This window comes from Novosphingobium sp. GV079, from assembly GCF_003058045.1.
GTDB lineage: Bacteria > Pseudomonadota > Alphaproteobacteria > Sphingomonadales > Sphingomonadaceae > Novosphingobium > Novosphingobium capsulatum.
The window spans coordinates 22,126-34,906 of sequence record NZ_QBUE01000003.1; the positions used below are offsets into that span (position 1 = coordinate 22,126).

Below are 12,781 nucleotides of genomic sequence, written 5' to 3' on the forward strand. Positions count from 1 at the left end.
CCCATGGCCTATGAAACGATAACGGTACGCGATGTAACCCCGGCGATCGGCGGGGAAGTCTCTGGCCTCGATCTGACCCGGCCCCTGCCCGACGCGCAGGTGGCCGAGTTGAAAGCCGCCATGGCCGATCGGCTGGTGCTGTTCTTCCGCGATCAGCCGATCGGCCACGAAGACCATATCCGCCTGGCCAACTATTTCGGCGGCGTGCACATCGCGCCCAGCACCGCGCCCTGGCAGGTGCCCGGCCACCCCGAAGTGACGATTATCCACGCCGATGAAAACAGCACGTTCGTGGCCGGCGAAGACTGGCATTCCGACATGAGCTGCGACGAAGCGCCGCCGATGGGCTCGATCCTCTATCTCCACACCATGCCGCCCGTGGGCGGCGATACGGTGTTTTCCAACATGTATGCAGCCTATGACGCGCTGTCAGACCGGATGAAGGCCTATCTTTCGGGGCTGACCGCCGTGCACGATGCCGTGGTCGGCTTTGGCGGGATCACGCCCGAAGGCATGAAGCTGCCGCGCCACAGCCATCCCGTGATCCGCACCCACCCGGTGACGGGCAAGAAGTGCATCTATGTGAACCGTGGCTTCACCACCCATATCGAGGGCGTGCCCGCGATCGAGAGCCGCGCGATCCTGAACTACCTCTATGAACACGTGCAGCATCCGATGTTCCAGTGCCGCTTTCGCTGGCAGCCGCATTCGATCGCGTTCTGGGACAACCGCTGTGCGCAGCATTCGGCGATCTGGGACTATTTCCCGCAAGTCCGCTCGGGCTATCGCGTGCAGATCCTGGGCGAAAAGCCGGAATGAGCGCCGGCCACCACGCCTTCACCGCGCGTGAAGGCGTGGTGGCGCTGGCCGTGTCGCTGGCGCTCTTCCTCGGCCAGGGCATCGTCTTTGCCGGCATGGGGCTGGCGCTGTTTGCCACGGGCCAGGCCCTGCACCTGGGACCCGCCGCGCTGGGCGCAGCCTTTACCACGGTGATCGTGGGGGCCAGCGCCGGGGCCACGCTGCCGGTGTGGCTGATCACGCGGATCGGCGGGCGCCTGACGATGACCGGCGGCGCGCTGGTCATGGCCGCCGGCCTCGCGCTGGCGGGCCTTGCCAGCGGCCTTGCCCTGCTGCTGCCGGCCATGGCGCTGGTGGGTGCGGGTTTTTCCCTACTGGCCAATACCCCGGCCTATGCGATGATCGCGGGCTGGTCAGGGCCGCGCACCAATCGCGTGCTGGGCCTCTATCTGATGATCGGCGCGCTCGGCAATGCCGCCGGGCCGGCGCTGGGCCAGGAACTGATCACCGATGGCCTGGGCTATTGGCGTGGCACTTGCGGCCTGGCGCTGGGCCTGGCGCTGCTGCTGCTCGCCGTGCTGCGCGATCCGCCGGCGCCTGCCTTGCCCAATGCCCCGCGCGCGGCTGGCTGGTGGCGACCGTTGCTGGGCCCGCGCTTTGCCATGCTCGCCAGTGCCATGGTCCTTTCGCAAGCCGTGATCATGACCGCGCTCAGCGTTGCGCCGGCGCATCTTTCGCCGGCGCTGGGGTGGACCGCGGGCGGCGTGGCGCGGGTGCTTGCGCTGCAAGGCCTGCTTGGCGCGCTGGGTACCGGCCTTGCCGGCTTTGCCCTGCGCCATGTCCGCGCGGTGCGGCTGCTGGCGCTGTCGCTGTTGGCGACGGCGCTGGGCATGGGCGCCCTGGCACAAGGCGGTGCGCTGATGGTCAACTGGGGGTTCGTGCCGCTGTTCGGCGTGGGTTCGGCCCTTGTCGCCATGGCGGTCACGGTACTGCTCATGGAATGGTTCGGGCACGAAACCGGCACCGCCGGCCTCGCGCTATGCTGGACGCTTGCCGGCCTTGCTGCGCTGGGGCCGGGCCTGGCCGGGGTGCTGGCGCAGTGGACCGGCAGCTATGCCGGCGCGATATGGCTGCTGGGCGCGTCATGCGTGCCAGTGGCAGTGGCGGCGGGGGTCTTGCACCGTGCCAAACCTATAGAGACCCCGTCATCCCGGGCTTGACCCGGGATCCCGCTTTTCTGTCTTAGGCCGAGAAAAGAAGCGGGACCCCGGATCAAGTCCGGGGTGACGGTTAGGCAATGCCTGTTTGTCTGGTTTTCGATCTCTGACCTGCCAACAAAACAGCCCGGCGGATCGCTCCACCGGGCTGTTTTTGTGCGCCAAAAATTGGTTCAGGAAATCAGCCGCGGCACTGCCATGCCGCGCACATCGAAATGCGCATCGGGATGTTCGGCCGCGCCATCGCGCGGGGCGGCACGGTGCTGCACCACGCCGTTCTTGCCAAAGCCTTCGACCACCGGGCGCGCGCCCTTGCTCGACAGCCACAGGCGCAGCAGGTGGCGCTTGCGCTGCGGTTCGGGCCAATCCCAGAACGTGGTGCGGGCGTGCAGCGCGGCATAGTTTGACAGCCACTGGATATCGCCGGGCCGGAAATCCATCTCGATCGCCATGCCGTCTTCATAGGTGATCTCGTCGAACAGGCGCAGCACCTCGATCTGGTCGGCGGTCAACTGCGGCACGCCGGGATATTCCTGCGCGGTAAGGATATAGAGCGAGCCGGCATACATGCTGAACACGCCATCCTCCAGGCTGACGATCGGCGAGGTATAGGTATCGGCCGGGGCTTCATGATCCTGGCGGCGCCAGTCCCAGTGGAACGGCTCGAACAAAAGGGGCGCCAGATCGGGGCGGCGGCGCAGGATCTCGTTGTAGATTTCCGCGCCCGAAACCAGGCACGAAAGCCCCCCTTCCCGCGCTCCGCGCAAGCACATCAGGGCCACGATATCTGAGCTGTCAGAGTGATAGACCAGCTTGTCGCGCACCTTGGACGAGAGCGCGGTGGGATCGTCCATCGTCTTGTCAGACGTGGCATAGACATGGTCGATCAGGTCACCCATCTCGTTCTGGCGGATGGGATCGCCCATGTGCAGGCCAAGAATGTAATAGATCGCACAGGACAGCGCATCGGAATAGAGTTCTGCACGCAGGCCCCGCACCAGCACGAAGCCGCGCCCGAAATCGACCTCTTGGCGCCATTCCTCGCAAGCCTGGGCGGTTTCCACCAGCGGATAATCCTCCGCCTGCACCGTGCGCAGATCGGGATCGTCGGCCATGAAGCGCGCGCCCAGCGTTTCCAGTTCGGCGATCTGCGCAGCCGACAGTTCAAAGACCCAGTCCTGTCCCTGGCTCAGCCGGTCGCCACGCCAGGCGGCGCGGCTGGTGATGGGGGATAGCACGGGGGCGGAAGGCGTGATCACGGACAAGGCTTGGTTCCTTTGCAGCGGCGCGAAAGCATCTGACGAAAACGCATGTGCCATCATGCACTGCGCCATGTCTTGACCTGGCGCGCAAGAGATTTGGACCGGCACCGCCCGCGTCATCCGACATCATCGGTCCTTTGGGCACCTTGCATCGCAACATGGGGCTTGCTGCATCGCGGATCGGTCAACTATTCGTGCGTTGCCACGCAAGACCGCAGGGCGGTTGAACACCGATGCTGGGGCACGACAAAAAGGCCGGCCACAACGAAGGCCAGGTTCAGGGAGAACATACAGCCGGGAGGCTGTCTGAAAGCGATGAAAAGCATTTCTCGAGGGGGGAAACCCATGCGCCCGTCATCCGTCCTGCTCACTGCCACTGCATCGCTACTGGCGCTTGCCGCCACCTCTGCCCGCGCCGCCGATGCGGCCAGCGCACCCGCCGCCGAAACGGCGCCTGCTCCGGCTGCCGATCCGATGGTCGACGCCGATGGCAGCCCGCTCGGCACCATCGTGGTCAACGGTGAAAAGCGGGAAGTGAACCTGCAAACCGCACCGATCGCGATCAGCACCGTTTCGGCCGACGCGCTGCGCCAGCGCAACGCAACCGAGCTTGCCGATCTCAACGGCTTCGTTCCCGGCCTCACCGTGACCAAGAGCGAGGGCAACGAACGCGTCATCGCCATTCGCGGGGTTGGCTATGAAACCGCGCAGAACCCCAATTCGCAGCCCGGCGTCGCGTTTCATATCGACGGGGTCTATATCGCCCACGTCGTGGCGCTGAACCAGGATCTGCTCGATGTGGATCACGTGGAAGTGCTGCGCGGCCCGCAAGGCACGGTGTTCGGCCAGACGTCTACCGGCGGCGCGGTCAACGTGATCACGCGCAAGCCCGTGCTCGGCGAATATACCGGCGAAGCACAGCTCAGCTATGGCAACTACAACTATGTGCGCGCCATGGGCACGTTGAACGTGCCGATTGCCGAAACGCTCGCCCTGCGCGGCACGGTGCAATACCTGCGCCATGATGGCTATGGCTATGCCGTGGGCGTGCCCGGCTATGCGAAGTATCCGCTCGACGATGCCAACAATATCGGCGGCCACGTCTCCCTGCTGTGGCAGCCCAGCCCCGATACCAGCGTGACGCTTTCGGCCCAGTCGTTCGATGCCAGCCACAATGCGGCGCTGCAAAAGTGCCTGCTGTGCAGCACCGATCCGGCCGCCGGCAGCACCACCTACATCGCCGATCCCAATGCCGATCCCCGCGTGGTCAGCCAGGATTTCGGCGGCAAGTATGTGACCAAGACGCGCATGGCCTATCTCTCGATCGCGCAGACGATCGATGACAAGGTCGTGCTCAAGTCGGTGACGGCCTACCAGTATCTCAACAAGAACCAGTCGGGTGACAACGACCGCTTCATCTATGCCAACTATCACGACAACATCGTCCGGTGGCAGGACATGAGCAGCACCTGGACGCAGGAAGTCTCCGCCTCGTCCACGCCCAACAAATCGCTCGAATGGGTCGTCGGCGGGTTCTACCTGCGCCAGCACGCGCTGCAGAACATCATGGAATACACCACGGGCGGCTTTTCCATCGATCCGGCCACCGGCCAGGCCGTGTCGTTCCAGACCGACAGCCCCTACCAGCACACCTCTTGGGCGGGATATGGCCAGGCGATCTTCCATGCCACCGACGCACTCGATCTGATCGCCGGCGCGCGCTACAGCTGGGACAAGATCTCGGCCCAGCCGGTGCAGTATTTCGCCACCGTGCCCGAACGCATCGCGACCAGCGATGCACTGACCGGCAAGGTCAGCGTGCAATACCAGGTCACGCCCACCAACATGCTCTATGTGACCGGGTCAAAGGGCTACAAGCCCAGCGGCGTCACGTTCGCGGGCAATTCGATCTTCGTGAAGAGCACCTACGCCAAGGAAACCGTCTGGGCGGCCGAAGTGGGTTCGAAGAACGAGTTCTTCGACAAGACCCTGCGCCTCAACGTGGCGGGCTATTACTACTGGTACAAGGATTTCCAGTTCACTGCCGAAGACCCGGTGCCCTTTGCCGGCGGCACGGCCAACATTCCGCGTGCGCAGACCTATGGCGTGGAGTTTGAAACCACCTGGGCGCCGACCAAGCAACTGCGCTTTGACGGTACCCTGGCGCTGGCCGAAGGCAAGTTCCACGGCGACTATTACACGATCGACAAGCAGACCGCGCAGGATATCCGCGCCACGACCTATGCTGCGCTGGGTTATCCCGCCGGGTGGTATTACGATCCGCGCGTGATTGCCGCGGTGATCGCCGCGTCCACCAATACCAACGGCAAGAAGATCCCCAAGCTGCCGGGTGTGCAGGGCAGCTTTGCCGCGACCTATACCGCGCCGGTTGGCCCGGGCGAGCTGATGCTGCGCGGCGAAGTGATCTATCGCGGCAAGTTCAACTCGCGCATCTTCAATGTGCCGCAGTTCGACACGGTGCCGTCCTACACCATCGGCAACCTGATGATCCAGTATCAGCCCGATGCCTCGCCCTTCACCTTCTCGGTCACGGGCACCAACATCACCGACAAGGCCGGGGTCAGCAACAAGTTCGCCGATCCTTATGGTTCGGGCACCACCAGCGTGGAATACATTCCGCCGCGCCAAGTGTTTGCCACGGTCGGCTACAAGTTCTAAGACGCGTCGTTTCCACCTTGCCGGCAGCGCGGTTCACACACCGCGCTGCCGTTTTTTTGTGCGGGTGGACGGTAGGTTACAACCTCAAACCATCGTCACACCGGATCAAGTCCGGGGTGACGAGTTGGTTCAGATAAGACCGAGGATCGCTCAGTCGATCAGGCGGTGCACTTCGCGCACAAAGGCCTTGGCTGCCTTGGCCACGTCTTCCGCGCTGCGCCCGGCCTTGTAGAGCGCCGAGCCCAGGCCGCCACCGGCCGCACCCGCCGCCATCCAGTCTGACAGGTTTTCCGGCGTGACGCCGCCCACGGCCAACACCGGCACATGGCGCGGGATCACTGCCAGTTGCGCCTTGAGCACGGCGGGGCTCGCGGCCTCAGCGGGAAACAGCTTGAGACCGTGGGCGCCGGCGTCGAGCGCGGCAAAGGCCTCGGTCGGCGTGGCATAGCCGGGCAGCGACACCATGTCGTGCGCCACGCTGCGCGCGATCACCGCCGGGTTGACGTTGGGCGAAACCACCAGCGTACCGCCGGCATCGCGCACCGCATCCACCTGGTCCACATTGAGCACAGTGCCCGCCCCAACCAGCACGTTGCTGCCATAGCGGTGGGCGATCTTTTCAATCGACACCAGCGGATCGGGCGAATTGAGCGGCACTTCGATCATGGCAAAGCCGGCCTCGACCAGAACGTCGGCCATGGCCTCGATCTCGTCCGGGCGCACCCCGCGCAGGATCGCCACGAGCGGGCAGTGGCGCATGGCCTGGGCGAAACGATCGGCGGCGGTGTGGTCAGCGGTCACGAACAAGGCTCCAGATCTGGGCGATGCCGGCAACGAACGCGGCATGGCTGTCAACAAGGTGGGCGCGGCCGCCGCATTGGGCAATGGCTGCGGTGTAAAGCGCGCCGAGCATCGGATCGGCGAGGAGATAGACATCGCTGCCCGCGGTCACGCCTGCCCCGCGCACATCGCTGCCGATGAGCAGGCCGGAGGCGTGCGCGGCGCTGTCTTCCACCGCGCGCAGGCCCAGCAGGGCCGCTGCCCGCACGCCGAACAGCGCCGTCAGCAAGGCCGGGTCGGCGCTGGCTGCTACCCCGGCGCGGAACGCCGGGCCGTCGGCCACCGGGCCGCCGAGAAACTCGGCCAAGAGGCTGTGCTGCTTGAGCAGGGCAAACATTTCGCCGGTCATGCTGGTGGAAAAGCTGGCCACCGCGCCATCAACCATGCGCGCCCACTTGCAGTGCGTGCCGGGCTGGCACAGCAGCGCGTCGGCGGGCGCGAGCCCGGCGTGTACGGCGCCGAGCAGTTGCACTTCCTCGCCGCGCATCACATCGCCGCGCGGGTCAGACAGGCCCGGGACGATCCACGTGCGCGGCGCCACTTCATGCAGCGCGCCGGCAATCTGATCCGCGCCCGCCGGGCATGGCAGATAGGGCACCAGCGCCCAGCCGCGCTGCGAGCCGACCATGCCGGCGGCAACCACCGGCCAATCGCCCATCCGCGCGCGGATCGCGGCCACTTCATCGGCAAAGCCGCCCGGCCCAACCGCCAGCACGCCGCGATCGTCGCGAAAGGTCTCCAACACGCTACCCGCGCGATCGAGCAGATAGACACGGCGATTGGTGGTGCCCCAATCGATGGCAAGGAAACGGTCGTTCACGGTCAAATCACCACCAATAGGCATAGAGGGCCACCAGGATCGCCAGGATCGCCACGGCGGCGGCGTTGAAGCCGGCGCTGGTGCGGAACAGGTGCGCTTCCTTGCGGATGCCCTCGCCTTGTTGCACCTGCGGGCGCGCGAGCGAAACCCCCATGGCCAAGAGCAGCGAAATCACGAAGATGATCGCCATGCGGTTCATGAACGGCACTGCCTCGAGCGCAGCAATCCCGCCAAAGCGGAACACCAGGCTGAGCAGCACCGAGGCCACCGCGCCGGTCAGCGCGCCCGCCTCTGTCGCGCGGGGCCAGAACAGGCCGAGCAGGAAGATCACCGTGATCCCCGGCGTGACGAAGCCCGAGAACTCCTGGATGTACTGGAACGCCTGGTCGAGCCCGCCGAGCAGCGGCCGCGCGGTGAGAATGGCGATCACCACCGCCAGGGCCGCCGCGACGCGGCCCACCGTCACCAGCTTCTTCTCGCTCTGCTGCCCCTTGGCAAAGCGGGCATAGATATCGAGCGTGAAGATCGTGGCGATCGAATTGATCTTGCTGGCGGTCGAGGCGATGATCGCGGCGACCAGCGCGGCGAAGACCAGGCCCAGCAGGCCCGGCGGCAGCATGCGCATCATCGCCGGATAGGCTTCGTCGGGCTTGACGAGGTTGGGCGCCAGCAGCACCGCGGCAATGCCGGGCAGCACGATGATGATCGGCATGATCAGCTTGAGGAAACCGGCAAAGACCATGCCGCGCTGCGCTTCGGGCAGGCTCTTGGCGGCCAGCGCGCGCTGGATGATGTACTGGTTGCATCCCCAGTACGACAGGTTGGCGATCCACATCCCGCCGATGATCACCGACAGGCCCGGCAGATCCTTGTAGTGCGGATCATTGGCCGAAAGGATCATGTGGAAATGATCGGGCGCCTGCTGCACCAGCGCCTTGAAGCCTGAGAGGATACCCGGCCCATCGCCATAGAGCTGGCCGATCTGCCCCAGGGTGAGCCAGGCGATCACCAGCCCGCCCAGCACCAGCAGCGTGACCTGGACGATATCGGTCAGCGCCACGGCCTTGAGCCCGCCACGCAGCTGATAGAGCAGCGCGAAGATGCCCAGCCCCGCCAGCGCCACGTCCTGGTTGACGCCGGCCACCTGCATCACCGCCACCGAGCCGAGCCAGATGATCGAGGTGAGGTTCACGAAGACATAGAGCACCAGCCAGAACACCGCCATGACCGTGCGGATCGTCGGGCCAAAGCGCTGTTCGAGGAACTGCGGCATGGTGTAGATGCCGTTTGCGAGGAAGATCGGCAGGAAATACTTGGCCACCAGCAGCAGCGTGGCTGCTGCCATCCATTCGTACGAGGCGATGGCAAGGCCAATGGCATAGCCCGACCCGGCCATCCCGACGATCTGCTCGGCCGAGATATTGGCCGCGATCAGCGAGGCGCCGATCGCCCACCACGGCAGCGATTTGGACGCCAAGAAGTAGTCGGTCGTGTCGGTTTCATGCCCGGCTTTCTTGCGGCTGACCCATTGGGCCAGCGCAAAGATGAACACGGCATAGGCCGCCACCACCATGGCATCGAGTGTCGATAGGCTCATTTCCCGCCCTCTCTTGTCGTTTGCGCGGGATTTGGCCTTGCCAATCCTGATCCGCGTCTATTTATATGATTAAAAAAGCACCCCATCGTGAAGGGATATCCGTGGCATTCCAACCGCTCGAAGCACGCGACGCGCTCGGCCGCAATCTCACCTACGGTCTGCTCGATCGCCTGGGCCTGCTGATCGTGGGCGGCGCCTATGCCGATCGGCCGTTTCCGACCGAGGCGGAGCTGTCTGAAACGCACGGAGTAAGCCGCTCGGTCACGCGTGAGGCGGTCAAGATGCTCACCGCCAAGGGCCTGGTCAGCGCGCGCCCGCGCCAGGGCACGATCATTCAGCCTGACAGCCAGTGGAACCTGTTCGATCCCGATGTGCTGCGCTGGATGCTGGAGCGCCGCTTTTCGATCGACCTGCTTACCCATTTCGGCCAGCTGCGCGTGGCGATCGAGCCGGCTGCGGCGGCACTCGCCGCGCGCGAGGCGACCGAGGATGGGCTGGCGCTGATCCGTGCCGGCTTTGCCCGCATGCGCGCCGCCGATGCCGGGCAGGATGATGTGCTGGAAGCCGACGTTGCCTTCCACGTCGCCATTCTCAAGGCGTCGGGCAATCCGTTCTTCGGCCAGTTCCGCGACGTGGTGTCGACCGCGCTCAAGACCTCGATCCGCTATACCAACCGCATTGTCGGGCGCAGCGCCGATCTTGCCGCGCACGAGGCGGTGATGGAGGCGATCCTGGCGCGCGATGGGCAGACCGCGCAAGCCCGCATGCGCGTGATCATCGAGGACGCGCTCGATGCCATTCGCCTGAACGAGGAAGCGCTGGCCTGACACCCACATCGCCGCCGCTCAGCCCCCGAACCGGGGCGTGGGGCAGCCGCGAAAGCCGCTGCCGACGATCTCGAACAGGGCGCCGCCGGCCGGCTCGTCCACCCCATCGGCGGCAGAGCTGACGAACAGGCGATCGCGGCTTTGCCCGGCAAAAGCAAGGTTGGTGATCTGGCTGGCGGGCAGCGCAACACAATGGGTGCGGGTGCCGTCAGCCAGGAAGCGGCTGACGCTGCCTGCCCCCCATTGCGCGATCCACAGGCCCCCGTCGCTGTCGATCGTCATGCCGTCGGGCGAACCCCAGCTTTCGGGAAAATCGAGGAACACCTCGCGCGGGCCCAGCGTGCCGTTGCCGTGGAAGGCAAAGCGATAGACGCGGCCCAGCGCGCTGTCGGTGTGATAGAGCCACTGCCCATCGGCCGACAGCACCGGCCCGTTGGCGATGCGATAGCCGCTATCCACCCGCGTCCACGACAGATCGTGATCGAGCCGGTAGAAATTGCCGGTCGGGGTTTCCCCGTCCATGTTCATCGTGCCGGCCCAGATGCAGCCCTGCGGGCAGACCATGGCATCGTTCATGCGGTTGCGCGGCAGATCGGGCTCGGGCGCGCCGATCGGCACGCAAGAAAACGGGTCGAGCGTGATCGTGGCAAAGCCGCTGCGCAGCCCGGCGATGAAGCCGGGGCCGCCTTCGCGTTCCAGTACCCAGCCGATCATGTCGGGCACGTCCCATTCGGCCACGATGCCGCTGTCCAGGTCCAGCCGGTTGATGCGCTGGCCGATGATATCGACCCAGAACAGCGCCTGCTGCCGATCGGACCAGATCAGCCCCTCGCCCAGCAGGTCGTGCCCGTGAATCGCACCAGGGCGGTCCACCGGCACGACCTGGATGGTGGCTTGATCGGTGGCTTGATCAGGGCCTTGGTCAATGGCTGTCACGCGGCACTCCATAGACCTGGGCTACCTTCTGGAACCGCACGGCATCCTCGATCACCGCGCCGCCGGCAAACTGGCCAGTGATCTTGCGGCTGATCGCCTGCCACGGCGTCTGGTCTTCGGGGAAACGGAATGGCTCTGCCGCCAGCGCAGCGCGGCGCGTGGCCAGCTCGGCATCGCTGACCAGCAGGTTGACGCTGCGGGTTTTCAGATCGACGCGGATGCGATCGCCATCGCGCAGCAGCGCCAGGCCGCCGCCCACCGCCGCCTCGGGGCTGGCGTTGAGGATCGAGGGGCTGCCGCTGGTGCCCGATTGGCGCCCGTCACCCAGGCATGGCAGCGCATCGATCCCGGCGCGGATCAGCGCGGCGGGCGGGCGCATGTTGACCACCTCGGCCCCGCCCGGATAGCCGATCGGCCCGGCACCACGGATCACCAGGATCGAACGCTCGTCGATGCCGAGCGCGGGATCATCGATCCGCGCGTGATAGTCTTCGGGCCCATCAAACACAAAGACCTGGCCTTCGAATGCCTCGGGATCATCGGGGTTCGACAGATAGCGCGCGCGGAACTGGTCGCTGATCACGCTTTTCTTCATGACAGCGGCATCGAACAGGTTGCCGCCCAGCACGGTAAGACCCGCCGCCGGCTTGAGCGGGCGATCGAACGGGCGGATCACATCCTCGTCGGCAATCTTCACGTGGGCCACGTTGTCGGCCACGCTCTTGCCATTGGCGGTCAATGCCGCGCCATCGAGCAAGCCGGCGCGGGCCAGTTCGCCCATTACCGCCGGCACCCCGCCGGCGCGGAAATAGTCTTCGCCCAGATATTCGCCCGAGGGTTGCAGGTTCACCAGCAGGGGAATGTCGGCGCCATGGCTTTCCCAGTCTTCCAGCGTGAGTTCGACGCCCACGTGGCGAGCAATGGCATTGAGATGGATCGGCGCATTGGTCGATCCGCCGATCGCGGAATTGACGCGGATGGCGTTGAGAAAGGCACTGCGGGTGAGAATGTCTGACGGCTTGCGATCAGCTGCAACCATCTCGACGATCTGCTTGCCGGTGTAATAGGCGCATTCCTGGCGATCGCGATGCGGCGCGGGGATCGCGGCCGAGCCGGGCAGGCTCATGCCCAATGCCTCGGCCAGCGAATTCATCGTGGTGGCGGTGCCCATGGTGTTGCAATAGCCGGTCGAGGGCGCAGAACTTGCCACCAGTTCGATGAAGCCCTTGAAATCGATCTCGCCCTTGGAAAGCATTTCGCGCGCTTTCCACACGATCGTGCCGCTGCCCGTCCGCTTGCCCTCGTGCCAGCCATTGAGCATTGGCCCGACCGAGAGCGCAATCGCGGGAATGTTGACGGTGGCCGCCGCCATCAAGGCCGCTGGCGTGGTCTTGTCGCAGCCGATCGTCAGCACCACGCCATCGAGCGGATAGCCGAACAGCACTTCTACCAGGCCCAGATAGGCCAGGTTGCGATCGAGGCCGGCGGTGGGCCGCTTGCCGGTTTCCTGGATCGGGTGCAGCGGAAATTCAATGGGAATGCCGCCCGCCTCGCGAATGCCGTCGCGCACGCGGCTGGCGAGCACGAGGTGGTGGCGGTTGCACGGGGAAAGATCGCTGCCGGTCTGGGCGATGCCGATGATCGGCCGATCGGATTGCAGTTCCTCGATGGTCAGGCCGTAGTTGAGGTAGCGTTCCAGGTAGAGCGCGGTCATGTCGGCCGATTCGGGATTGTTGAACCACGCCCGCGAACGCAAGGCGCGAAAGCCGCTCTTCCCGGCGTCGCTGCCTGCGGCGTTGCCCTGT

The 12,781-nt window shown here is 65.4% G+C and carries 10 protein-coding genes; 4 read left to right on the forward strand and 6 right to left on the reverse strand.

Features of this window, described 5'->3' with window-relative positions; genetic code table 11:
• Positions 1-3: 3 nt before the first annotated feature.
• Positions 4-819 carry a TauD/TfdA family dioxygenase gene (locus C8K14_RS03910; protein ID WP_107715797.1) on the forward strand — a complete coding sequence of 272 codons (816 nt, stop codon included), beginning with the start codon at positions 4-6 and terminating at the stop codon, positions 817-819.
• A complete protein-coding gene (locus C8K14_RS03915) occupies positions 816-2,018 on the forward strand; it encodes an MFS transporter (protein WP_107715798.1) in 1,203 nt (400 codons plus the stop codon). Before C8K14_RS03910 ends, C8K14_RS03915 begins: the two co-directional genes overlap by 4 nt.
• A 170-nt stretch (positions 2,019-2,188) precedes the next feature.
• Here C8K14_RS03915 and C8K14_RS03920 read toward each other — a convergent pair whose 3' ends face one another.
• Positions 2,189-3,274, reverse strand: a complete 1,086-nt coding sequence (locus tag C8K14_RS03920) for a TauD/TfdA family dioxygenase (RefSeq protein ID WP_233250892.1) — start codon at positions 3,272-3,274, stop codon at positions 2,189-2,191.
• Positions 3,275-3,622: 348 nt separating this feature from the next.
• Here C8K14_RS03920 and C8K14_RS03925 point away from each other — a divergent pair, with 348 nt between their 5' ends.
• The gene (locus C8K14_RS03925; protein ID WP_107715799.1) at positions 3,623-5,956 is read left to right on the forward strand and encodes a TonB-dependent receptor; all 2,334 of its coding nucleotides are present in this window, start codon (positions 3,623-3,625) and stop codon (positions 5,954-5,956) included.
• A gap of 150 nt (positions 5,957-6,106) precedes the next feature.
• Here the strand turns inward: C8K14_RS03925 and C8K14_RS03930 are convergent, their stop codons facing one another.
• From C8K14_RS03930 to C8K14_RS03940, 3 genes are read right to left on the reverse strand one after another with little or no spacing between them, the layout of a single operon-like run.
• Positions 6,107-6,715 carry a 2-dehydro-3-deoxy-6-phosphogalactonate aldolase gene (locus C8K14_RS03930; protein WP_028657614.1) on the reverse strand — a complete coding sequence of 203 codons (609 nt, stop codon included), beginning with the start codon at positions 6,713-6,715 and terminating at the stop codon, positions 6,107-6,109.
• A 31-nt stretch (positions 6,716-6,746) separates the two neighbouring features.
• Complete coding sequence (locus C8K14_RS03935) at positions 6,747-7,640, reverse strand: 2-dehydro-3-deoxygalactonokinase (protein WP_107715800.1); 894 nt, start codon at positions 7,638-7,640, stop codon at positions 6,747-6,749.
• The gene (locus tag C8K14_RS03940; RefSeq protein WP_107715801.1) at positions 7,624-9,213 is read right to left on the reverse strand and encodes a sodium/sugar symporter; all 1,590 of its coding nucleotides are present in this window, start codon (positions 9,211-9,213) and stop codon (positions 7,624-7,626) included. The genes C8K14_RS03935 and C8K14_RS03940 overlap by 17 nt, the downstream gene beginning before the upstream one ends.
• A gap of 65 nt (positions 9,214-9,278) precedes the next feature.
• On the opposite strand from C8K14_RS03940, the gene C8K14_RS03945 reads away from it, so the two are divergent.
• On the forward strand, positions 9,279-10,040 hold the full coding sequence (locus C8K14_RS03945) for an FCD domain-containing protein (RefSeq protein ID WP_199223685.1): 762 nt from the start codon (positions 9,279-9,281) through the stop codon (positions 10,038-10,040).
• An 18-nt stretch (positions 10,041-10,058) separates the two neighbouring features.
• Here C8K14_RS03945 and C8K14_RS03950 read toward each other — a convergent pair whose 3' ends face one another.
• On the reverse strand, positions 10,059-10,976 hold the full coding sequence (locus tag C8K14_RS03950) for an SMP-30/gluconolactonase/LRE family protein (protein WP_233250893.1): 918 nt from the start codon (positions 10,974-10,976) through the stop codon (positions 10,059-10,061).
• Positions 10,963-12,690: an IlvD/Edd family dehydratase gene (locus C8K14_RS03955; protein WP_233250923.1), complete on the reverse strand. Its 1,728-nt coding sequence runs from the start codon at positions 12,688-12,690 to the stop codon at positions 10,963-10,965. The genes C8K14_RS03950 and C8K14_RS03955 overlap by 14 nt, the downstream gene beginning before the upstream one ends.
• Between the last annotated feature and the right edge of the window lie 91 nt (positions 12,691-12,781).